Source organism: Agrococcus jejuensis, from assembly GCF_900099705.1.
GTDB lineage: Bacteria > Actinomycetota > Actinomycetes > Actinomycetales > Microbacteriaceae > Agrococcus > Agrococcus jejuensis.
Window position 1 is genome coordinate 2,529,179 of record NZ_LT629695.1, and the last position, 21,528, is coordinate 2,550,706.

A 21,528-nucleotide genomic window follows, 5' to 3' on the forward strand; every position below is an offset into this window, starting at 1 on the left:
ATCCTCCTTCGCTCCGTGCGGCCCTGCACGGAGGGTCCGACACCTACTCATCTATGCTTGTATAGAGTTGTACGGTACGGTGGTGACGAGTACGACGGCGTCCGTCGCGCTGCATGCGAGAGCATAGCCGCGGAGGGCCCAGTACCCAGCACCACGAGCCGACAGGCCACGCGCTACCGATTCATCGAGGATGAGGATCAATGGCAAGGACGACCACGCTGAAGCCCGCTGCGCCCTGGGTGGAGCTCCGCACGACGAAGGCCGACTGGGATGCCGCCGACCCGGCGCTCCTCGAGACCATGCTCGTGCAGCTGCACCTCATCCGCGCCTTCGAGGAGTACGTGCTCGAGCTGGCTGGGCAGAAGCTCATCAACGGGCCCGCGCACTCGTCGATCGGCCAGGAGGGCGGCGCCGTCGGCAGCGCGCTGCCGCTCGTGAGCGCCGACCACGTCAACGGCTCGCACCGAGGCCACCACCAGTTCCTCGCGAAGGCGTTCGGCCACGTGCAGCCCGAGGGATTCGCGGCGCGCGACGCCATCTCGGAGCCCGTGCAGGACATCCTCTACCGCGCGCTCTCCGAGATCGCGGGCCTCAAGGACGGCTACTGCAAGGGCCGCGGCGGGTCGATGCACCTGCAGTGGACCGAGGCCGGCGCCATGGGCACGAACGCGATCGTCGGCGGCGCCGTGCCGTTCGCGGTCGGCTTCGCCTGGGCCAGCCAGCACGCAGGCACCGACAACGTCTCGGTCACGTACTTCGGCGACGGCGCCGTGAACATCGGCTCGGTGCTCGAGTCGTTCAACCTCGCCGCAGCGTGGAAGACGCCCACGTGCTTCTTCATCGAGAACAACCAGTACGCCGTGTCGACGAACGTCGACGAGGCGACGGGCGAGGCGCGCCTCTCGGGCCGCGGCCTCGGCTTCGGCATCCCCTCGTGGCGCGTCGACGGCCAGGACACCCTCGCGGTGCACCTCGCGATGCAGCAGGCCGTCGACCACATGCGCGCGGGCAACGGCCCGACGGTCGTCGAGGTCGACACGTACCGCTACTTCCACCAGAACGGCCCATTCCCGGGCAGCGCCTTCGGCTACCGCACGAAGGACGAGGAGAAGTCGTGGCGCGACCGCGACCCGATCGCGATCGTCGAGGGCCACCTCGCGCGCCGCGGCATCCTCTCGGCCGACGAGGCCAAGGAGGTGCGCAGCCGCGTCAAGCAGGTCATGGCCGAGATCGGCGACCGCGTCGTCGAGGCCGACCCGAACGGCAAGCCGGGCCAGCTGCGCATCCGCGAGGAGCTGTGGCCCGATCCCGCCTTCCTGAACCGCGGCATCCGCGGCGACATCCCCGAGATCACCGACGTCGCCGTGCAGGAGAACGACGCGTTCGGCCCCGACGACCTCGAGGACAGGAAGTTCGTCGACGTCATCGCCGCGGTCATGCACCGCCGCATGTCGCAGGACGACACCATCGTGACGCTCGGCGAGGACATCCACCGCCTCGGCGGCGGCTCGCGCGGCGCGACGAAGGGCCTCGCCGACGACTTCCCCGACCGCACGCTCGGCACGCCCATCAGCGAGAACGCGTTCACGGGCTTCGGCGGCGGCCTCGCGCTCGACGGCCGGTACTACCCGGTCATCGAGCTCATGTACGCCGACTTCCTGTGGGTCGCAGCCGACCAGCTGTTCAACCAGATCGGCAAGGCGCGCCACATGTTCGGCGGCGACCACGCCATGCCGCTCATGATGCGCATCAAGATCGGCACGAACACGGGCTACGGCTCGCAGCACTCCATGGACCCCGCGGGCATCCTCGCGACGAGCGTCGGCTGGCGCATCATCGCCCCGTCGTCGCCGCTCGACTACGTGGGCCTGCTGAACACGGCGATGCGCCTCGGCGACCCCATCGCGGTGCTCGAGCACGACGCCGACCTCTACAAGACGGTCGGCCCCGCGCCGAAGGACCTCGACTACTGCCTGCCGTTCGGCAAGGCGGCCGTGCGCCGCGAGGGCTCGCAGGCGACCGTCATCTCGTACCTGTCGATGGTGCAGCGCGCCCTCGACGCCGTCGAGGAGTCGGGCGTCGACGGCGAGGTCATCGACCTGCGCTGGCTCGACCGCGCGAGCGTCGACTGGGATGCCATCGGCGAGTCGATCAGGAAGACGAACCGCGTCGTCATCGTCGAGCAGGGCTCGGAGGGCACGTCGTACGGCGGCTGGCTCTCGGACGAGATCCAGCGCCGCTTCTTCGACTGGCTCGACGCACCCATCACGCGCGTCCAGGGCTCGGAGTCGTCGCCGTCGATCTCGAAGGTGCTCGAGAAGGCCGCGCTCGCCCACACCCACGACATCGTCGCGGCGCTGCGCGCCGTGACGGCCTGAGCAGAGGAGGAGCGGACACCATGGCACGCTTCCTGAAGATGCCCGGCGTCTCGGCCGACTCCGACGCGGCCGTGCTCGAGGGCTGGCTCGTCGAGGCCGGCGCCTCGGTGACGGCCGGCGCGGCGATCGCCTCGGTCGAGACCGAGAAGGCGGTCGTCGACATCGAGGTCGACGACGACGCCGTGATCCACGCCCTGCTCGTCGAGTCGGGCGACACCGTGCCCGTCGGCGACCCCATCGCCGTGCTGCTCGCGCCCGGCGAGGCCGCGAGCGAGGGCGAGTCGCTCATCGCGCAGCTCGGCGGTGCCCCGGCAGCCGCACCGGCAGCGGAGCCCGCGCCTTCGATCGCGCAGGAGGAGGCGAAGGAGGCCGTCGAGGCTGCCGAGCCCGTCGCCGCGCCCGCGCAGCCGGCTCCCACGACGCCCGAGCCCGTCGCCGCACCCGCGGCGCCGACCGGGGGATCGGGGGAGCGCCGCTTCGCGAGCCCCCTCGCGCGCCGCATGGCGAAGGAGGCGGGGCTCGACCTCGCCGCCATCCAGGGCACGGGCCCTGGCGGCCGCATCGTGCGCGCCGACGTCGAGTCGGCCGCGAGCGCCCCCGAGGCGCCCGCAGCGGCAGCGCCCGCCGCGGCGCCCGCATCCGCGCCGGTCGTGAGCCCGGCGGGTGGCACGGCGACGCCGCACACGAAGCTGCGCAGGATCATCGCGTCGCGGCTGCAGCAGTCGAAGCGCGAGGCGCCGCACTTCTACCTGCGGCGCGACCTGCGCGTCGACGCTCTGCTCGCCCTGCGCGCGCAGGTGAACGAGGGCTCGGCCGTGCGCGTCTCGGTCAACGACCTCTTCGTGAAGGCGGCGGCGCGAGCGCTCGTCGACGTGCCCGAGATGAACGTCATCTGGACCGACGACGCCGTCGTCTCGTACGCGACCGCCGACATCTCGATCGCGGTCGCGAGCGACCGCGGCCTCGTGACGCCGACGATCCGCGGCATCGAGTCGCTGTCGCTCACGTCGCTGTCGGCGCAGATCAAGGATGCGGTCGGCCGCGCCAACGAGGGACGCCTGCAGCAGGCGGAGCTCGAGGGCGGCACGATGTCGATCACGAACCTCGGCATGTTCGGCGTCGACGAGTTCTCGGCGATCATCAACCCGCCGCAGGCGTCGATCCTCGCGATCGGCGCGGCCACGAGGCGCGCCGTCGTGAACGACGAGGGCGAGCTCGAGGCCGGTTCGGTCGTCACCGTCACGTTGTCGGTCGACCACCGACCCGTCGACGGCGTCGTCGCGGCGCGGTGGCTCGACCGCCTCGCGCAGCTCGTCGCCTCGCCCATGCAGATCCTGCTCTGACGCACGATCGCTGCGTCGACGCAGCAGATCGAGCGTGCCGAGGGCCCCGCACCGAACGGTGCGGGGCCCTCGGCGCGACGGCGACGAGTGAGTCGGAGTCACCTTTGCAACGATCACGTTTCGACTCGTCGCTTTCGGCCTCGCGCGCGTGCGCGGCTGGCTAGGCTGCCCGGTACCCCGGCCGTCCACGCGCGGCCACCCCCATGCACTGGAGGACTCCCTTGAGGAACATTCGGAAGACCGCGCTCGGCGGTCTCGCGACGCTCGGCGTCGCGGCTCTGCTCGCCGGCTGCGCTTCGGCGCCGGAGGAGGGTCCCGCCGAGTCCGGCGAGGCCACCGCAGACATCTCGCCCTGCATCGTGTCGGACGCGGGCGGCTTCAACGACCAGTCGTTCAACCAGCTCGGCCTCGAGGGCCTCGAGGCCGCTGCCGACGAGCTCGGCGTCGAGGCATCGCAGGCGGAGTCGCAGTCGGAGACCGACTACCAGTCGAACATCCAGAACCTGCTCGACAACGGCTGCGACATGATGATCACGGTCGGCTTCCTGCTCGCCGAGGCCACGTCGGCCGCCGCCGAGGCGAACCCCGACGTCAACTTCGCCATCATCGACGACTCGTCGATCACGGCCGACAACGTGCAGCCGATCACGTTCGACACGGCCCAGGCCGCGTTCCTCGCCGGCTACGCCGCCGCTGCCTCGTCGCAGTCGGGCATCATCGCCACGTGGGGTGGCATCAACATCCCGCCCGTGACGATCTTCATGGACGGCTTCGTGCTCGGCGCGCAGTACTACAACGAGCAGAACGGCGCAGACGTGCAGGTGCTCGGCTGGGACGTCGAGGCGCAGGACGGCACGTTCGTCGGCGCGTTCGAGGCCGGCCCCGCAGCCAACGCCACGGCGACCACGTTCCTCCAGCAGGGCGCGGACATCGTCATGCCGGTCGGTGGCCCGATCTTCCTCTCCGCTGGCGAGGCGATCCGCACGGCGCAGGCCGAGAACCCCGACACGCGCTACGGCATGATCGGCGTCGACGCCGACCTGTCGCAGACGGCTCCCGAGTACGCCGACCTCTTCGTCACCTCCGTGCTCAAGGGCATGGATGCGGGCGTCGAGGCAGTCGTCCTCGCCGACGCAGCCGGTGAGTTCTCGAGCGACCCGTACGTGGGCACGCTGGAGAACGACGGCGTCGGCATCGCCGGCTTCAACGAGTGGGAGTCGCAGGTCCCCGAGGGCCTCGCAGACGAGCTCGAGACGATCCGCACGGCGATCATCGCCGGCGACATCGTCGTCGACTCGCCCTCCTCGCCGTAAGGCACCGCATTCGCGTGGGGGTCGGCGTCATGCCGGCCCCCACGCGTGCGACTACAGTCGTGACACCGGCACCCGCACACGGGCTGCCGGTCGACCATCCCCACCACCCACGGCACCACCCATTCGAGGAGCGGCGATGACCCTCGAGCTGCGCGGCATCACCAAGCGCTTCGGCTCGCTCACGGCCAACGACCACATCGACCTCACGGTCGAGGCAGGCGAGATCCACTGCCTGCTGGGCGAGAACGGCGCGGGCAAGTCCACGCTCATGAACGTGCTCTACGGCCTGTACCAGGCCGACGAGGGCGACATCCTGCTCGACGACGTCGTGCAGCGGTTCGCGGGACCCGGCGACGCCATGCGCGCCGGCATCGGCATGGTGCACCAGCACTTCATGCTCATCCCCGTCTTCACCGTCGCCGAGAACGTGCTGCTCGGCCACGAGAAGGAGCTCGGCGGGCTCGCAGGCGCCAAGCGCCGCGTCGTCGAGATCTCCGAGCGCTTCGGCTTCCACATCGACCCCGACGCCCGCATCGAGGACCTCCCGGTGGGCGTGCAGCAGCGCGTCGAGATCATCAAGGCCCTGTCGCTCGACGCGAAGGTGCTCGTGTTCGACGAGCCCACCGCGGTGCTGACGCCGCAGGAGACCGACGAGCTCATGGCGATCATGCAGCAGCTGCGCGACGAGGGCACGGCCATCGTGTTCATCACGCACAAGCTGCGCGAGGTGCGCGCCATCGCCGACCGCATCACCGTGATCCGCCTCGGCCAGGTCGTCGGCACCGCCGAGCCCACCGCGACGAGCGTCGAGCTCGCCTCGCTCATGGTCGGCCGCCCCGTCGAGCTGACCGTGCAGAAGCAGCCGTCGGTGCGCACCGACAACGAGCTCGTCATCGAGCACCTCACCGTGCTCGACGAGCAGGGCATCGCCGTCGTCGACGACCTCTCGCTGACGGTGCACGGCGGCGAGGTCGTGTGCATCGCCGGCGTGCAGGGCAACGGCCAGACCGAGCTCACCGAGGCCATCCTCGGCTTGCAGCGGCGCGCGACCGGCAGCATCCGCCTCAACGGCGTCGAGCTGCTCGGCCGCAGCGTGCGCGACGTGCTCGACTCGGGCGTCGGCTTCGTGCCGGAGGACCGCAAGATCGACGGCCTCGTCGGCGAGTTCTCGATCGCCGAGAACCTCATGCTCGACCGCTACCTCGGCGACCCGTTCGTGCAGCGCGGCACGATCGTGCGCGGCGCGCGCGACGAGTTCGCGCAGGAGCGCCTCGGCGCGTTCGACATCCGCGCCCAGTCGATCCAGACGCCCGTCGGCACGCTGTCGGGCGGCAACCAGCAGAAGGTCGTGCTGGCGCGCGAGCTCTCGCGGCCGCTGCAGCTGTTCGTCGCGTCGCAGCCCACGCGCGGCCTCGACGTCGGCTCGATCGAGTTCGTGCACGCGCAGGTCATCGCGACGCGCGATGCGGGCATCCCCGTCATCGTCGTCTCCACCGAGCTCGACGAGGTCGTCGGGCTCGCCGACCGCATCGCGGTCATGTACGGCGGCGGCGTCGTGGGCGTCGTGCCCGCCGACACGTCGCGCGACGACCTCGGCATCATGATGGCCGGAGAGCTGCCGGAGGGACTCGCAGCATGACCGACGAGAAGGACACGTCGGGCCCCGCGCCCGACGCCACCGACCACGACGCGCCCCTCGCTGCCGACCAGCAGCGCACCGGCGGCGCCCCGTCGAACGACGCCGACGGCGACCGCGACGTCGTGCACGCCCCGACGGTCGTCGAGGTGCCCGTCGCCGAGGCGCCGAAGACCGAGTCGCACGAGCAGAACCAGGACGAGGACCGCTGGGGGAGCGTCGCGCGCGAGATCCTCGGTGGCACGCCCATGGTGTCGCTGCTCGCCGTGCTCGTCGCCTTCGTCGTCGGCGGCATCCTCATCGCCGCGACCGACGAGCAGGTGCAGGCGGCGAGCGGCTACTTCTTCGCTCGCCCCGGCGACACGCTCGCCGCGATCGGCTCGGCAGTGGGCGGCGCCTACTGGGCGCTGTTCCAGGGCTCGATCCTCAACTTCTCGCGGCCCGAGGGCGGCTTCGTCGCCCTCATCCGCCCGCTCACCGAGACGCTGCACTTCGCGGCGCCGCTCATCGCAGCGGGCCTCGGCGTCGCCGTCGCCTTCCGCGTCGGCATGTTCAACATCGGTGGCCGCGGGCAGATGCTCGCTGCTGCCGCTGCAGCCGGATGGGTGGGCTTCTCGTTCCCGCTGCCGCCCGTGCTGCACATCATCGTGGCGCTGCTCGCCGGCATGATCGCCGGCGCGCTGTGGGCGGGCATCGCCGGCCTCCTCAAGGCGCGCACCGGCGCGCACGAGGTCATCACGACGATCATGCTGAACTTCGTCGCGCTGTGGCTGCTGTCGTACCTCATCCGCACGCCGAACCTGCTGCAGGCGCCGGGGAGCAACAACCCGATCACGCCGCGCATGCTCGAGACGGCCATCCTGCCGCCGCTGCTCGGCTCGCAGTTCAACCTCACGTGGGGCATCGTGCTGTCGGTCGCGGCGGTCGTCGTGGCCTGGTGGCTCATCGAGCGCTCGAGCCTCGGCTTCCGCTTCCGCGCCGTCGGCCTCAACCCGCAGGCCGCGCTCAACGCCGGCATGTCGGTGAAGACCGTCTACGTGCAGGCGATGCTCGTCGCGGGTGCCTTCATGGGCCTCGCGGGCGCGCAGCAGGTGCAGGCGACCGTCACGACGGGCTTCACCTCCGGCATCGACGCCGGCATCGGCTTCGACGCCATCACCGTGGCGCTGCTGGGCCGCTCGAACCCGTGGGGCGTGCTCGCCGCCGGCCTGCTGTTCGGCGCGTTCAAGGCAGGCGGATTCCGCATGCAGGCCGCCGAGGGCGTGCCGATCGACATCGTGCTCGTCGTGCAGTCGGTCATCGTGCTGTGCATCGCGGCCCCGCCGCTCGTGCGCACGATCTTCCGTCTGCCCAAGCCGAGGGGAGGCGTGCGATGAGCACCGTCCAGACCGCCGGCCTCGCTCCGGAGGCGACCACCGAGGTCGCGCGTCCGCGCAGCCTCCGCGTGCCCATCACCTACGCCGTGCTCACGGTCGTCGCGGCCATCGTGCTCGTCGGCCTCGGCCGCGACGGCGAGACGACGCTGCGCCTGTCGACGAACGCCGACCTGCTGCAGCTGCCCGACGCCGTGCTGCCCGCGCGCATCACGGGCATCGTCGCCGCGCTGCTGCTCGCCGCCATGACGGGCGTCGCCATCGCGGCGCACCTCACCCGCCGCAAGGTCGGCGTGTGGCTGCCCATCGTCTACGGCGTCGTCGCCGTCGTCGCCTTCCTCGTGTGGGCAGGCGCGACGAAGTCGATCCCGCTGCCCGGCCTCCTCGTGCTCACGGTCGGCCTCGCCGTGCCCCTGATCTTCGGCGCCCTCGGCGGCGTGATCTCCGAGCGCGTCGGCGTCGTGAACATCGCCATCGAGGGCCAGCTGCTCTCGGGCGCGTTCGCCGCTGCCGTCGCCTCGTCGGCGATCGCGTCGGGCCCCATCGGCGACATGGGCACGGTCGGCATCCTCATCGCCGGCGTCGGCGGCGTCATCGCCGCCATGGTCGCCGCCGTGCTCGTCTCGATGGTGCTCGCCGCGTTCTCGATCAAGTACTACGTCGACCAGGTCATCGTCGGCGTCGTGCTCAACGTGCTCGTGCTCGGCCTCACGAACTTCCTCTACTCGTCGGTGCTCACCGACCACCCCGAGCTCAACAACCCCGACCGGTTCTCGCGCATCCGCATCCCGCTGCTCGCCGACATCCCGATCGTCGGCCCTGCGCTCTTCAACCAGACCGTCATCGTCTACGCCGTGTACGTCGCGGTGATCGTCGTGACGATCGGCCTGTTCCGCACGACGTGGGGCCTTCGCCTGCGCGCGCTCGGCGAGCACCCGCTCGCGGCCGACACCGTCGGCATCCGCGTCAACAGGTGGCGCTTCTGGAACGTGACGCTCGCGGGCGCGATCGTCGGCATCGGTGGCGCGTACTTCACGCTCGACTCGAACGGCTCGTTCCAGCGCGACATGACGAGCGGCCTCGGCTTCATCGCCCTCGCCGCCGTGATCTTCGGCCAGTGGCACCCGATCAAGGCGACGTTCGCGGCGCTGCTGTTCGGCTTCGCGCAGGCGCTGCAGAACGTGCTGCAGTCGATCGGCTCGGGCGTGCCCAACGAGTTCATGCTCATGCTGCCGTACGTGATCACGATCCTCGCCGTCGCCGGCTTCATCGGGCAGTCGCGGGCTCCGGCCGCGAGCGGCAAGCCCTACATGAAGTCATGACGACGGTCGACTGGGATGCGCTGCACGCCGCAGCGGTCGAGGCGAACGCGAAGGCGTACGCGCCGTACTCGGGCTTCGCCGTCGGCTGCGCGGCGCTGACCGACGACGGCCGCGTCGTGTCGGGCGCGAACGTCGAGAACGCGGCGTACGGCGTGACGCTGTGCGCCGAGTGCTCGATGGTCTCGGCGCTCGTGATGGGCGGCGGCGGGAAGCTGGTCGCGTTCACGTGCGTCGACGGCCACGGCGCCACGCTCATGCCGTGTGGACGCTGCCGCCAGCTGCTGTTCGAGCACGCCGCACCGGGCATGCTGCTGCAGACGCTGTCGGGCATCCGTACGATCGACGAGGTGCTGCCGGACGCCTTCGGGCCCACGACGCTCGACGCGTACCGCGCATCCGACTCCTGAGGGCCGACCGGCCCTCTTCCTGACGAGAGGGACCCCATGGCAGAGGCGCACGACGTCGTCGACCTCATCCGCACGAAGCGCGACCGCGGCGTGCTCGCGACCGACGAGATCGACTGGCTCATCGACGCGTACACGCGCGGCTACGTCGAGGATGCGCAGATGGCGGCCCTCGCGATGGCGATCCTGCTCAACGGCATGGAGCGGCGCGAGATCCACGACCTCACGCAGGCGATGATCGCGTCTGGCGAGCGCATGGACTTCTCGTCGCTGCCGATGCCCACGGTCGACAAGCACTCGACGGGTGGCGTCGGCGACAAGATCACGCTGCCGCTCATGCCGCTCGTCGCGGCGTTCGGCGTCGCGGTGCCGCAGCTGTCGGGCCGCGGCCTCGGCCACACGGGCGGCACGCTCGACAAGCTCGAGTCGATCCCCGGCTGGCGCGCCGCGCTGTCGAACGACGAGATGCTCGCGCAGCTCGCCGACGTCGGCGGCGTCATCTGCGCCGCCGGATCGGGCCTCGCGCCCGCCGACAAGCGCCTCTACGCGCTGCGCGACATCACGGGCACCGTGGAGGCGATCCCGCTCATCGCGTCGTCGATCATGTCGAAGAAGATCGCCGAGGGCACGGGTGCGCTCGTGCTCGACGTGAAGTTCGGCTCGGGCGCGTTCATGCAGCAGGAGTCGCGAGCGCGCGAGCTCGCCGAGACGATGGTGGCGCTCGGCAAGGATGCGGGCGTCGACACGCGCGCGCTGCTCACGAGCATGGACGTGCCGCTGGGCCTCGCGATCGGCAACGCCAACGAGGTGCGCGAGTCGGTCGAGGTGCTCGCCGGCGGCGGCCCCGCCGACGTCGTCGAGCTCACGGTCGCGCTCGCGCGCGAGATGCTCGCGGCGGTCGGGCAGCCCGACGCCGACGTCGAGGCCGCGCTCGCCGACGGTCGCGCGATGGACCGCTGGCGTCGCTTCGTCGTCGCGCAGGGCGGCGACCCCGACGCGGCGCTGCCCGTCGCCAACGAGACCCACACGGTCGTGGCGGAGTCCGACGGCGTGCTCGCGCGCCAGGAGGCGCTGCCGTTCGGCGTCGCCGCCTGGCGCCTCGGCGCGGGCCGTGCGCGCGCGACCGACGAGGTCGTGCACGCCGCAGGCATCGACCTGCACGTGAAGCCCGGCGACGCCGTGCGCGCCGGCCAGCCGCTCTGGACGCTCTCGGCCGACGACGCCTCGCGCTTCGACCGCGCGCTCGCGTCGCTCGAGGGTGCCTGGGAGGTCGCGCCCGTCGGCACGCCCGTCGACGTGCAGCCCATCGTGCGCGACCGCATCGTCTGACGCCGCATGACCGCCGCGATCGCGGGGTCGCGCCCATGACCGCACCTCAGGGAGCGGATGGTGGGCAACCTGCAGGGACGGCGGGTCGGGGAACGGACCGAGCCTCCTTCCGCAGGAGGAGCGCCGATCGTGCCGTAATCCGATGCGCATCCCAGCCCGCGCGGGCCAGGATGGAGGCATGAGCACCAACCAGGTCCAGGGCGCGTCGAGCGCCTGGAGCATCACGAGCCTCGTCATCGGCATCGCGTCGATCTTCATGGGGTGGACCTTCCTCGCGCCCATCGCCGGCATCGTCGTGGGCGTCATGGCGAAGGGCCGCGAGCCGCACGCGCGCACGATGGCGAACTGGGGCATCGGCCTCAACGTCGTCATGCTCGTCGGCAGCCTGCTGCTGTGGATCCTGTTCGGCGGCGCCATCCTGGCGCTGCTGGGCATCGGCGCGTTCGCGTCCGTCTCCTGACCCGGTGAGCGACCCCGGCGCGACGGCGCACGAGTCCGAGCTCACCTGGCTGTCGACGCGCGAGCTCGCCACCCGCATCCGCTCCGGCGACGTGTCCGCGCGCGAGGCGCTCGTCGACCAGCTCGCACGCATCGACGCCGTCGACGGTGCGATCAACGCCGTCGTGACGCGCGACGACGAGCGCGCCCTCGCCGCGGCGGATCGGGCGGATGCGCGCGCCGCGGCGGGCGAGCCGCTCGGCCGCCTGCACGGCGTGCCGATGACGCACAAGGAGTCGACCGACACGGCCGGCTGGCGGTCGACCAAGGGGTCGCCGCTGCTCGCCGACCGCGTGCCCGAGCGCGACGCGCTCGTGATCGCCCGCCTGCACGCCGCGGGCGTCGTGATGTCGGGCAAGACGAACGTGCCCGAGCTCACCGCCGGCTCCCACACGTTCAACACGCTGTTCGGCACGACGACGAACCCGTACGACACGACCCGCTCGGCAGGCGGCTCGTCGGGCGGCGCCGCCGCGGCGATCGCGGCCGGCGTGCAGGCGTCGGGCGACGGCTCCGACATGGGCGGCTCGCTGCGCACGCCCGCGTCGTTCACGAACCTCGTCGGCCTGCGCCCGACGAACGGCCGCATCCCGCACGCCCTGCCGTCGGATCCGTGGCAGTGGCTCGCGCAGTCGGGCTTCATGGCGCGCACCGTGAGCGACGTCGCGCTGCTCATGGCCGTCGCGTCGGGTCCCGCCCACGGCGCGCCCGCGTCGATCCAGGAGCCCGGCACGGTCTTCGACCACCCCGACCTCGTCGACCCGTCGCGGCACGCGCCCGGCTCGGGCCTCGCCGGCCTGCGCATCGCCGTGTCGACCGACCTCGCGGGGCTCCTGCCCGTCGAGCCCGCCGTCCGAGCGATCGTCGACCGCGTCGGCGACGTGCTCGCCGCAGCCGGCGCGCACGTCGACGACCGCATCCCGAACCTCGCCGACGGCGACGAGGTGTTCCGCGTGCAGCGCGCGATGGACTTCGTCGCCGACTACCGCGACCTCGTGCGGCAGGACCCGTCGCGGGTCAAGGAGGCCGTGCGTTGGAACGTCGACCTCGGCATGCGACTCACGGCCGACGAGATCGCCGACGCCCGCGAAGCCCGCGTGCGCCTCGCCACCGAGATCGAGACCTTCTTCGCGCACCACGACCTGCTCGTCACGACCACGAGCCAGGTCGTCCCGTTCGACGCCTCGCTCGAGTTCCCGACCGCGATCGACGGCACGCGCATGCGCGACTACCTCGAGTGGATGCGGGCATCCACCGTGATCTCGGCGACGGGATGCCCCGCGATCTCCGTGCCGATCGGCGTCACGCCCGAGGGGCTGCCGGTGGGCGTGCAGCTCGTCGCGGCACCCGGTCGCGACGTCGCGCTGCTGCTCGCGGCGCAGGCGCTCGAGGAGGTCGCGGGCGTCGCGGGGCTGCGGCCGACGCTCTAGCGAGCGTCAGGCGAGGCGCGTGAGCGCGTCGACGACGTGCGCCCACATGCGCGGGGCGTCGAGGCCCAGCGCGACCGACGTCGTGCAGCCCTCGGGCGCCGCGTGGCGCAGGTCGACGACGGTCTGGCCCGTCGTGAGCTCGCCGTGCAGCTCGACCGCGATGGGCGCGCGCCGCACCGTCATGCAGCCGGGATCGACGACGTAGGCGACGGCGCACGCGTCGTGCACGGGCGGCCACTCGAAGCCCTGGTCCCGATACGTGCCGCGGAAGAACTCGAGCAGCTCGAGCGTGAACGACGCCGGGCGACCGGGCACCGAGGCGATGGCGTCGAGCACGGCCTGGTCGGCGAGCGCCTGATGCGTGAGGTCGAGCCCCACCATGACGACCGGGCAGCCCGCATCCAGCACGATCTGCGCGGCCTCGGGGTCGATCGCCGCGTTGTACTCGGCGACGGGGGAGTAGTTGCCGCCGGCCGCGGCGCCGCCCATCCACACGACCTCGCGCACACGCTCGGCGATGCGCGGCTCGCGCCGCACCGCGAGGGCGAGGTTGGTGAGCGCGCCCGTCGGCACGAGCGTGATCGTGCCCGGCTCGGCGGCCATGACGGTCTCGACGATGACGTCGACGGCGTGCCGAGGGTCGAGTGCGATCGTGGGCTCGGGCAGCTCGGGCCCGTCGAGCCCCGACTCGCCGTGGTACTCGGGCGCCACGACCTGCTCGCGCACCAGCGGCCGATCCGCTCCCGCCGCGAACGGCACGCCGACCAGGCCCGCGATCGTGCCGACGGCGAGCGCGTTGCGCGTGACCTTGTCGAGCGTCTGGTTGCCCGCGACCGTCGTGACGGCCACGAGCTCGACCTCGGGCGACCCTGCGGCGAGCAGCAGCGCGATCGCATCGTCGTGGCCGGGATCGCAGTCGAGGATGATGCGGCGGGGCATGCTCTCAGCGTAGGTGTGCGGGAAGACACGCCTGCAACCGCATGCAGCGTGCGGAGTCCGTAGGATCGAGGGGACGGATCTGGGAGGACGACGTGGACCGCATCCTGCTCGACGGCGTGGACATCGGCGCGCTGCCGAAGGTGAGCCTGCACGACCACCTCGACGGTGGCCTCAGGCCGCAGACGATCATCGAGATCGCCGACGAGATCGGCCTCGAGCTCCCCGCGAAGGACGCCGACGCGCTCGGCGACTGGTTCGCCGAGTCCGCCGACTCCGGCTCGCTCGTCGACTACCTCAAGACGTTCGACGTCACGACGGCCGTCATGCAGACCGAGGGCGCGCTCGTGCGCATCGCCCGCGAGTTCGTGCTCGACCTCGCCGACGACGGCGTCGTGCACGGCGAGATCCGCTGGGCGCCCGAGCAGCACCTCACGCGCGGCCTGTCGCTCGACGCCGCCGTCGAGGCGGTGCAGGCGGGCCTCGACGAGGGCGTCGCGCTCGTGCGCTCGCGCGGCCGCCGCATCCAGGTCGGGCAGCTCGTGTCGGCCATGCGCCACCTCGACCGCTGGACCGAGATCGCCGAGCTCGCCATCCGCCACCGCGACCGCGGCGTCGTCGGCTTCGACATCGCCGGCCCCGAGGACGGCTTCCCGCCCTCGCGCCACTCGGAGGCGTTCGACCTGCTGTCGCGCGCCCACATGCCCGTCACGGTGCACGCCGGCGAGGCCGCTGGCATCGACTCCATCCGCGACGCGCTCTTCGCCGGCCGCACGCTGCGCCTCGGCCACGGCGTGCGCATCGCGGAGGACATCACGGTCGACGACCGCGGCGACGACCTGCTCGTCGAGCTCGGCGCGACCGCCGAGTGGGTGCGCTCGCGGCAGATCCCGCTCGAGCTCAGCCCCTCGTCGAACCTGCAGACCGGTGCGATCGCGGCGTTCGGCGACCAGCTCGACGACCACCCGTTCGACCTGCTGTACCAGCTCGGGTTCCGCGTCACGGTGAACACCGACAACCGCCTGCAGTCCGACACGTCGCTCACGAACGAGCTCGCGCTGCTCGCGGAGACGTTCGAGTACGACCTCGACGACCTCGAGCAGCTGCAGGTCAACGCGGCCCGGTCGACGTTCCTGCCCGTCGAGGAGCGCGACGACCTCGTCGAGCACATCACGGACGTCTTCGACGAGCTGCGATGACGGAGTCCGTCCTCGCCGACGCGACCTTCTCGCCCGGCGTCGCCGCCGCGTCGTGGGAGGACGCCGTGCGCGCCGCCGGCCGTGACCTCGTGAGCGCACGCGCCGTCGGCCCCGCGTACGTCGACGAGATGGTGCAGCTCATCGACGACGGCGGCCCGTGGTGCGTCATCGCCCCCGGCATCGCCCTGCCGCACGCGCGGCCGAGCGCGCTCGTGCGCCGGGATGCCGCCGCGATCGTGACGCTGCGGGAGCCCGTCGAGTTCGGCCACGCGCACAACGACCCCGTGCGGGTCGTCGTGGCGCTCGCGTCGACGACGCAGGCCGAGCACATCCGGTCGCTCGCCGCGATCGCGGTGCAGCTCGACCGGGCCGGCGTCGTGGACGCCGTGGCCGAGGCGACGACGCGGGCGGATGCGATCGCCGCGATCGAGGGGCGCGCGGCATGAGGATCGTGACGGTGTGCGGCGCCGGCGTCGGCACGAGCGCGATCCTCGCCACGACCGTGCGCCGCGCCCTCGCACGGCTCGACGTCGAGGCCGACGTCGCGCCGTCGAGCACCGACGACGTCGCCCGCGACGCCGCCGACGCGCAGCTCGTGCTCACGACGCCCGAGTGGTTCACGCGCGTGCGCGCCGAGGCCGGCACGGCGCACGTCGCGGTCGTCGACCGCATCATGGACCTCGACGCGGTGACGAGCGTGCTGGAGCGGGAGCTCTAGAGCGCGAACGGCCCGCATATTCACCGCTATGAGCGGTCCTAACAAAATTGCTCCCGGTACCCAGCGTGGCGCGGGCTCACACCGATCCTTCGTTTGCGCGAGACTCAAGCGCAGCAGCGACGGCCTCGAACTCCGCGAGGGCTGCAGCTAGGTCGTCGACAACCTCGCGTGCGATCACCTCAGGCGCTGGCAGGTCGTCCGGGTCGTCGAGAGACTCGTCGCGAAGCCAGGTGATATCGAGGTTGGTTTTCGAACGTGCGATCAGCTCGTCGTATGAGAACGACTTCCACCGACCGCCCTCGACCGCCTCGACGCGCTCGCTTCGGGGCTCACCGGGGAGATAGGACGAGATGAACTCGTCGAGGTCTGCGCGGCGGAGTGGACTCTGCTTGAGTGTGAAATGCATGTTGGTGCGCAGGTCATAGACCCAGAGCTTGCGCGTCCACGGTGTCTCGCTGGCGGGCTTCTTGTCAAAAAAGAGAACGTTGGCCTTGACCCCTTGGGCGTAGAAAATGCCCGTCGGCAGTCGGAGCATCGTGTGAAGATCGAAGTCGTTGAGAAGTTTGCGTCGCAGCACCTCGCCGGCGCCAGCTTCAAACAGCACGTTGTCGGGAAGCACGACGGCTGCCCGGCCATTGATGTCGAGCACAGTCATGATGTGCTGCAAGAAGTTGAGCTGCTTGTTCGACGTCGTTGTCACGAAGTCAGCGCGTTCGATTTCGGTATCTTCTCGCACCTCGCGCCCGTCTGCCCCGACCATCGTTAGCGATGACTTGCGACCAAACGGAGGGTTCGACAACACGACCGAGTAGCGCTCGTCGGGGTCCGTGATCAGAGCGTCTCGGACGTCAATGAGCGACTCTCCGTGGGAAGTCCCAATTCCGTGGAGCAGAAGGTTCATAGCCGCAAGACGTGCCGTGCCGTCGACAAGTTCGGTGCCGTGAGCGAATCCGTCGCGCAGATGTTCGCGTTGAGTTGGCGTTAGGTGTTCGGCTGAGCGCGACGCATAATCGTGGGCGACTAGCAGGAAGCCGGCGGTGCCGCACGCGGGGTCGAGCACAGTGTCGTCCGGCGAGGGGCGGACGGCATCGACGATGGCCTGGATCAGGACGCGTGGAGTGAAGTACTGGCCGGCCCCGGACCCCTTGTCGGACGCACCCTTCGCCAGCAACTGCTCGTAGGCATCGCCCTTGAGGTCGGTGCCGGACGCAGACCAATGCTCGCGATCGATCAAGTCGACGATCAGGCGCTTGAGCTTCGCTGGATCCTGAATGCGATTCTGCGCCTTGCGAAAGATGACGCCTAGGGTGCCGGGTTGTTGAGATAGGCCGACGAGGATTCGTGTGTACTCGAACTCGAGTGCGGCCCCCTCGGCGTCGAGCAGCCGCTGCCAGGAGTACTCGTCAGGCACGATCCGATGAGGCCGGAGCTTCCGCGTGGCGCGCTCATGCGCCATCTTCAAGAAGAGCAGGAACGTGAGTTGCTCGATGTAGTCCAGTACTCCGACTCCGTCGTCGCGGAGCAGGTTGCGGAACGAGTCGAGCTTGTCGACCAAGCGACGAGAGGCGGTCATGCGGTCCTTTGGAACGGGTAGTCGAACAACGACTGAAGAGTGGTTTGGCTAGTCACGGGTTATGCGGCCGCGAGTCCAACAATTGACCTGAGAATGCGGCGCGAAGGAGCGAGCGGCGCAGAGAGACGGCTCTCGCTCTCGCTTGTCCGATTTGAGTGGCTAGCCGCTCAAGGACTTCGTTGGAGGCTGTGACAGCTTGCACAATCTGCCTTTGATCAGCGAGCGATGGCACGGGAACGGATATCCCGTTGAGGTCAGATTGGTTCACCTTGTAGATGCCAGCGCTAGTCCTCGCGACACGCTCGATCTGCTCGCGAACGACCCTTGAATTCCAGACCAAGGCGAGAAACTCGGGGTTGATGATCGTCTCGTTGGGTTGCGCTCGGATCAGCGTGTCGGGGTAGGCAACAACGTCTGGATCCTCGGACACCAGCCCGCCCAAGCCAACGAGTCGAATGCTGCCGTTTCCACGGGCGATCATGAAATCGCCCTTCCGAACGAGATAGCGGGCAGCGTCCGTGGCGGTCCAAGCCCCCGGCTTCCGTTCGCGAAGGTCAATGCGGCCAGCGCGGATCGACGTCAGTCGAAGGACGGGGAAGCCACCTTCCAGCGTCGGTACCGATCTTCCATTGCTCAGCCCGGCTGTGATGACACGCGCGAGGGGCAACGCCCGTTGGGCTACGCGTGCGAGCTCGTTTCGGAGGATCGCAGTGCGTAGCGTCTCCTGTCGTCGCTGTGCCATGCCTACATAGCCCTCGGCGGTGTCGAGCCCGGAGAGCCGATCCTCCAGCGTCAAGAGGATTCGTTGCTGCTCCTCCAACGGCGGCACTGGAAGCTCGAAGGCGTGGAAGCGGGGCATCTCGATCGACGCGACTGTTGTACCGGACTTACGTGTTCCGCGAAGCAATTCCCGTTCAAACGCGCGGATGCCCCATGCGACCCATCGAGCGTCAACGCCCGTGCGTGGGACGAGCGCCTTCATGTCCTGGTTCATCGTCGTTGCGAAGGGCACGTAAGCGACGGGCAGCGTGCGATCGAGGATGCCGGACCGCGTGACAACCGCGATCGACCCAGCCGGTACGAGTTTCGTCGACGAGCCCAGTACGGCCGCCGCGGTCACATGGTCCTGAGTTCCGGCGAGCACCTCCGAGCGCATATCTTTCGGCGAAAGCCAGGGGATATCACCATCGGACCAGTACTCGGGCATTGACTTCGATGGGGTTCCGCCGCCATACCAGGTTCCGAGTTCTCCGAGCCTCACCCGCTCCCACGTCACGCCGTCAGCTCCCGGTTCAGTTCCTCTACCAACTCGCCGGCCGCATCGCCGAGGTCACGGAGGGCTCCGTCGACACCGCCGCGCTCGTCGAACGGAGCATTGTCGAGGTCTTCGGCCGTGATGCCCGCTGACACCGCGACGATCTGCATGATCTTGTCGAGCCACCACCGTTGGCTCACGTTGAACTCGACGCCCGACTGCGCTTGTCGAGCGAGCCAGTTCACATAACGCGACTTGACGAGATCCGCGTAAGGGATCAGCGCGTCATCGATGCCCGTCTCGTAGCGTAGTAGGGAGATGAGGTCGGTTGCAGTGTGACGGTTGCGCGTCTCGGCGAGGCCGCGATGTTCGACGCCGAGAGACAGGTATGCGCTCCAGATGTAGTCGACCGTCCAGTTGTGCGGCGGGCGTTTGATGCGTTCCGCAAGTTCGTTGACATGGCCGAACGCGATGCCGCGTCCCTTGACGTCGAACATCAACTGGATCGCGCTGATCTCATCACGGTGCGCTGCAAGGTACGCCCTCCAAGAAGTGATCGTCTCCCGGGCCGCATCCGGGTCGACGACTCCGTGAGCGTCGATGAGCGAGTCGCGGCTGACCTCATCGATCACTTGGTCGTGCGCGCGCCGCAGCTCGATGATCCGCGTGCGAAGTTCCGGGTTCGACGCGAGCGGCCTGATCGCTACATCGAGCAACTTCTGCACTACGTCGGACGGTGCACGGTTCGGGTCGGCGGCGATCGCCGCGGCCTGTGCATCTGGGTTCACGGCAGCGACCAGAGCTCTGACGATGCTGCGAAGGGACCGTCCTGCGACGGCGTCTAGTTCCGCGCGCTCTGGTTGCGTCACTTGTTGTTCGAGTGCCGCCAGCCGGTTTGCGAGCGTCGCTGTCTCGTCCTCTGAGAGGTTGAGCGTCGCCGCCCTGTCAAGCAGCTTCTTCAGACTCATGGTGCGATCGCGGTTGAGCGGCGGTTCCACGAACTCGTGCTCGGTAACGCCGACAGCATCCACCAGCACGAAGCGCGTCTTGGCCTCGGCATCGTCCGTAACAGCGCGGAATGTGGCCGGATCGATGGTCCGCGCGCCGCGCCCCTTCATCTGCTCGAAGTAGTGAGCTGAGCGTACGTCACGCATAAACAGGACGCACTCGAGCGGCTTCACGTCGGTGCCGGTCGCGATCATGTCGACCGTGACGGCGATGCGCAGATTTGGGCTCGTGCGGAAGGCCTTCAGATGGCCCTTCGCATCCTTTGCGCTGTATGTGATCTTCGCCGCGAAGTCGTTGCCCCTGCCGAAGACCTCACGCACCGTCTGCACGATCTCCTCGGCGTGGTTGTCATCTTTGGCGAAGATCAGCGTCTTCGGCACGGTACGACGGCTGGGGAAGATCTCGGTGAATAGGCGGTCGCGAAACGTCTCGAGCACGAGGCGTATCTGATGCTTTGCGGTGACCGCGCGGTCGAGCTGGGGACTCGCGTAGTTGAGGTCCTCGTCGAGCTTCTCGATCCTTATCTCGCGCGTCTCGCGATTGACCTTCGGGACGAACGTCCCCGCCTCGATGGTCGACCCATTTTCGGTGATCTCGGTCTTGATTCGGTAGATGTCGAAGTCGACGTTCACGCCATCCGCGACGGATTCTGCGTAGGTGTACTCCGAGACAAGGTTCTGCTGGAAGAAGCCGAACGTCTGCTTTCCTGGCGTAGCAGTGAGCCCGACGACGTGAGCATCGAAGTATTCCAGCACGCCACGCCAGACCCCATAGATGCTCCGGTGCGCTTCATCAACGACGACGAGATCGAAGGCTTCCGGCGGGAGATCGGGGTTGTACGTCACGTCGACTGGCGACTCCGGAGCGAACTCATCGAGGCCCGGATCGTCGTCGTCGGGCACGTTCTCGTTCTGGATTGCCTTGAATACTCGCTGGATGGTCGAGATCGCGACCTTCGTCGAGTCGGGCATCCGGCCCCGAGTCAGCTTCGTCACGTTGTACAGCTCAGTGAATCGGCGACCGTCGTCAGGGGTGCGGTAGTTCTGGAACTCACCGAGGGTCTGATCTGCAAGGTTGTTGCGGTCGACGAGGAACAGCACCCGGCCGAACCCGCCCCACTTCAGGAGCCGATACGCCTCGGTCACCGCGGTGTACGTCTTACCCGCCCCGGTCGCCATCTGGACGAGCGAACGGCTGAACTGCTGCTCGCGTAGGCTCCGCTCGATTCCATGGATCGCATCGATCTGGGCGGGTCGCAGATGTCCCTCTTCAAGCGTCGGCAGACTGCCGACGCGGCCGCGCCAGGTAAGCGCTTCCTGGGGATGCTCGCTCGCCGCACGAACAATGCGACCGAGGGCCTCGGGCTTCGGGAAGTGGAAGATGCGCCGTGCTCTCGGCGCTGGGTCGAAGCCGTTGGTGAAGTGGGTCTCGGTACCGGATGCCTCGAAGACGAATGGTAGCCGGCCTCCGGCATCAAGCGCTCGCTTTCGAACGTCCCCGGGCAGACCAGCCGCATACATGGCTGACTGCCATTCGACTCCCGACAAGGGCGTGCCCACCGGCTTGGCTTCGATGACGCCAACGACTGCCTTCTCGACATAGAGCAAGTAGTCCACACGTCCGTGACCGGGCTTCATGATGACTTCGCGCAACGCCACGCCAGAACCAGCAAAGAGATTGAGAGCTCCGCGGTCCTGCACGCTCCAACCCGCGGCTTCAAGCTGTCGGTCGATGAGCACGCGTGCGCGCTGTTCCGCCGCCAGGCGATCGTCCTCAATAGGGGGCATCGCCCGAATCCTAGCCGTCGGCCGCC

At 69.4% G+C, this 21,528-nt stretch carries 17 protein-coding genes; 13 read left to right on the top strand and 4 right to left on the bottom strand.

Annotated features, from left to right (window positions below; all coding sequences use genetic code 11):
- The first annotated feature begins 200 nt into the window (after nucleotides 1–200).
- From BLQ67_RS11920 to BLQ67_RS11965, 10 genes are all read left to right on the top strand, one after another.
- Entirely contained in the window at nucleotides 201–2,378 is a 2,178-nt protein-coding gene (locus BLQ67_RS11920; protein WP_092505340.1) for an alpha-ketoacid dehydrogenase subunit alpha/beta, read from the top strand.
- A 20-nt stretch (nucleotides 2,379–2,398) separates the two neighbouring features.
- Nucleotides 2,399–3,721, top strand: coding sequence for a dihydrolipoamide acetyltransferase family protein (locus BLQ67_RS11925; RefSeq protein WP_092505342.1), 1,323 nt, complete (start codon nucleotides 2,399–2,401; stop codon nucleotides 3,719–3,721).
- A 203-nt stretch (nucleotides 3,722–3,924) separates the two neighbouring features.
- The gene (locus tag BLQ67_RS11930) at nucleotides 3,925–5,034 is read left to right on the top strand and encodes a BMP family ABC transporter substrate-binding protein (RefSeq protein WP_092505344.1); all 1,110 of its coding nucleotides are present in this window, start codon (nucleotides 3,925–3,927) and stop codon (nucleotides 5,032–5,034) included.
- Between the two features lie 136 nt (nucleotides 5,035–5,170).
- Nucleotides 5,171–6,673 carry an ABC transporter ATP-binding protein gene (locus BLQ67_RS11935; RefSeq protein ID WP_092505346.1) on the top strand — a complete coding sequence of 501 codons (1,503 nt, stop codon included), beginning with the start codon at nucleotides 5,171–5,173 and terminating at the stop codon, nucleotides 6,671–6,673.
- Complete coding sequence (locus BLQ67_RS11940) at nucleotides 6,670–8,046, top strand: ABC transporter permease (protein ID WP_172802317.1); 1,377 nt, start codon at nucleotides 6,670–6,672, stop codon at nucleotides 8,044–8,046. Before BLQ67_RS11935 ends, BLQ67_RS11940 begins: the two co-directional genes overlap by 4 nt.
- The gene (locus BLQ67_RS11945) at nucleotides 8,043–9,365 is read left to right on the top strand and encodes an ABC transporter permease (protein WP_092505348.1); all 1,323 of its coding nucleotides are present in this window, start codon (nucleotides 8,043–8,045) and stop codon (nucleotides 9,363–9,365) included. The genes BLQ67_RS11940 and BLQ67_RS11945 overlap by 4 nt, the downstream gene beginning before the upstream one ends.
- Nucleotides 9,362–9,772 carry a cytidine deaminase gene (locus BLQ67_RS11950; RefSeq protein WP_092505350.1) on the top strand — a complete coding sequence of 137 codons (411 nt, stop codon included), beginning with the start codon at nucleotides 9,362–9,364 and terminating at the stop codon, nucleotides 9,770–9,772. Before BLQ67_RS11945 ends, BLQ67_RS11950 begins: the two co-directional genes overlap by 4 nt.
- 36 nt (nucleotides 9,773–9,808) lie before the next feature.
- A complete protein-coding gene (locus tag BLQ67_RS11955) occupies nucleotides 9,809–11,098 on the top strand; it encodes a thymidine phosphorylase (protein WP_092505352.1) in 1,290 nt (429 codons plus the stop codon).
- Nucleotides 11,099–11,276: 178 nt separating this feature from the next.
- Nucleotides 11,277–11,558 (top strand): hypothetical protein, encoded by a 282-nt coding sequence (locus tag BLQ67_RS11960; RefSeq protein WP_092505354.1) that lies wholly within the window; start codon nucleotides 11,277–11,279, stop codon nucleotides 11,556–11,558.
- A 4-nt stretch (nucleotides 11,559–11,562) separates the two neighbouring features.
- On the top strand, nucleotides 11,563–13,026 hold the full coding sequence (locus BLQ67_RS11965) for an amidase (RefSeq protein ID WP_092505356.1): 1,464 nt from the start codon (nucleotides 11,563–11,565) through the stop codon (nucleotides 13,024–13,026).
- 6 nt (nucleotides 13,027–13,032) lie between these two features.
- Here the strand turns inward: BLQ67_RS11965 and BLQ67_RS11970 are convergent, their stop codons facing one another.
- Nucleotides 13,033–13,965 carry a nucleoside hydrolase gene (locus tag BLQ67_RS11970; RefSeq protein ID WP_092505358.1) on the bottom strand — a complete coding sequence of 311 codons (933 nt, stop codon included), beginning with the start codon at nucleotides 13,963–13,965 and terminating at the stop codon, nucleotides 13,033–13,035.
- Nucleotides 13,966–14,057: 92 nt separating this feature from the next.
- On the opposite strand from BLQ67_RS11970, the gene BLQ67_RS11975 reads away from it, so the two are divergent.
- Genes BLQ67_RS11975 through BLQ67_RS11985 form a run of 3 tightly spaced genes read left to right on the top strand, consistent with a single transcriptional unit; the run spans nucleotide 14,058 to nucleotide 15,879 of the window.
- Entirely contained in the window at nucleotides 14,058–15,161 is a 1,104-nt protein-coding gene (locus tag BLQ67_RS11975; RefSeq protein WP_231945041.1) for an adenosine deaminase, read from the top strand.
- Nucleotides 15,158–15,607 (top strand): PTS sugar transporter subunit IIA, encoded by a 450-nt coding sequence (locus BLQ67_RS11980; RefSeq protein ID WP_092505362.1) that lies wholly within the window; start codon nucleotides 15,158–15,160, stop codon nucleotides 15,605–15,607. Before BLQ67_RS11975 ends, BLQ67_RS11980 begins: the two co-directional genes overlap by 4 nt.
- A complete protein-coding gene (locus tag BLQ67_RS11985) occupies nucleotides 15,604–15,879 on the top strand; it encodes a PTS sugar transporter subunit IIB (protein ID WP_092505364.1) in 276 nt (91 codons plus the stop codon). The genes BLQ67_RS11980 and BLQ67_RS11985 overlap by 4 nt, the downstream gene beginning before the upstream one ends.
- A 76-nt stretch (nucleotides 15,880–15,955) precedes the next feature.
- Here the strand turns inward: BLQ67_RS11985 and BLQ67_RS11990 are convergent, their stop codons facing one another.
- From BLQ67_RS11990 to BLQ67_RS12005, 3 genes are read right to left on the bottom strand one after another with little or no spacing between them, the layout of a single operon-like run.
- A complete protein-coding gene (locus BLQ67_RS11990; RefSeq protein ID WP_092505366.1) occupies nucleotides 15,956–17,452 on the bottom strand; it encodes a class I SAM-dependent DNA methyltransferase in 1,497 nt (498 codons plus the stop codon).
- Nucleotides 17,453–17,504: 52 nt separating this feature from the next.
- Entirely contained in the window at nucleotides 17,505–18,728 is a 1,224-nt protein-coding gene (locus BLQ67_RS11995; protein ID WP_092505368.1) for a restriction endonuclease subunit S, read from the bottom strand.
- Nucleotides 18,725–21,502: a type I restriction endonuclease subunit R gene (locus tag BLQ67_RS12005; RefSeq protein ID WP_172802318.1), complete on the bottom strand. Its 2,778-nt coding sequence runs from the start codon at nucleotides 21,500–21,502 to the stop codon at nucleotides 18,725–18,727. The genes BLQ67_RS11995 and BLQ67_RS12005 overlap by 4 nt, the downstream gene beginning before the upstream one ends.
- Between the last annotated feature and the right edge of the window lie 26 nt (nucleotides 21,503–21,528).